The organism is Methylobacterium sp. 2A (genome assembly GCF_009806555.1).
In the GTDB taxonomy this organism is placed as follows: Bacteria; Pseudomonadota; Alphaproteobacteria; order Rhizobiales; family Beijerinckiaceae; genus Methylobacterium.
In genome coordinates this window covers 1-1,245 of sequence record NZ_VUOK01000063.1, presented here as the reverse complement: position 1 = coordinate 1,245, position 1,245 = coordinate 1, and the positions used below count along the sequence as shown (strand labels likewise).

Genomic DNA, 1,245 nt, shown 5'->3' with positions numbered 1-1,245 from the left:
CAGGGGAATCGCTTCAGCTTTTTGTTGCTGATTTTGGGGTCTGTCGGATGAGGGCCTCGAGGTAGTCTGGGTTGAGATTGGCGAGCTTTCGCCTGACCTTGAGGCTGTGTCGGTCTCCGGGCGCGCGCACGAGGTTCATGGCCATGTGGCGGACGACGGCCATGTTCTGCGGCCCCGATCCGGTTCGCAGGCGCACGAGGTCGTCGTGGAAGACGACGTCGAGGACCCAGTGCAGGCGGTTCTCGACATGCCAGTGGGCGCGCACGGCGGCGGCAAAGGTCCTGGCATCGAGCTTGACCGAAGAGAGGTAGTAGCGCCGTTCGCGCTCTGTCCTTCCGTTGCGCTCGACCTCGGTCTCGACCAAGCCGATCATCGCCAGATGGGGCATGTGCGGCTCGTCGGGATAGCGGCGGTCCGAGGTGAGCCAGGCGACGTCGTGACAGACGCTGACACGGCGGCGTTCGAGGCGACCGTGGTCGTTGTCGAAGGTCTCGTGGGTGTCGGCGATCAGCTCGCCCGGATCGGCGAAGAAGCCGACCACGTCGTCGTGGGTGGCGGGCCGGTTGCCTTTGAGGGCGAGGAGGTAATCACCGCCGCGGGCCACGATCGTCTCGGCGATGGCGGTCTGCGTGCCCATGGCGTCGATGGTGACCAGCGCGCCCTTGAGTTCGAGCCGTTCCAGGAGACGGGGGATGGCGGTGATCTCGTTGCTCTTGTCGTCGACCGCCTCCTGGCCGAGCACGAGGCGCTGGCGGGAGGCCCAGGCCGAGACGGTGTGCAGGGCGGCCCGCCCCTGCGTCCTGGCGTGGCAGCGCCGCGAGGTCTTGCCGTCGATGGCGATGAGATCGGGCTCGGCCTCGCGCAGGCTCTCGACCCAGGCGGAAAAGCAGGCCTTGAAGAGGTCGGCGTCGAGGGCGTTGACCACGTCGTTGAGGGTGTCGTGGGACGGCAGCCCGCGTGCGTAGGGCAGGAAGCGGCGCAGGAAGTCCAGGCGCTGCTCGCCCCACAGCCGGATCTCGACGAAGTCGTCCATGCCGCTCAGCGTGGCGCACAGGACCAGCAGCAGGATCTCGGGCAGCGGGTAGACCACCCGCCAGCGCTGGCGCGGGTCCTCCAGGGCCGAGAAGTGATCGAGGATCGACAGCGGAGACGGCATGGACAACGCACCAGAGGCAAGCCGCCGCCTGAATCACAAAACGCCCCGACCGCGAACCTAAACCTCCTCACGCTGAAGCGATTGCCCTG

1 protein-coding gene is annotated in these 1,245 nt (G+C 67.1%); it reads right to left on the bottom strand.

The window, feature by feature from the left end; genetic code table 11:
• Positions 1-13: 13 nt before the first annotated feature.
• Positions 14-1,156, bottom strand: a complete 1,143-nt coding sequence (locus FVE89_RS29615; RefSeq protein ID WP_161393741.1) for an ISAs1 family transposase — start codon at positions 1,154-1,156, stop codon at positions 14-16.
• Positions 1,157-1,245 lie beyond the last annotated feature (89 nt).

Coding starts and splice junctions, on each gene's coding strand:
- FVE89_RS29615 (WP_161393741.1), bottom strand. CDS start 1,156: ATGCCGTCTCCGCTGTCGATCCTCGATCACTTCTCGGCCCTGGAGGAC.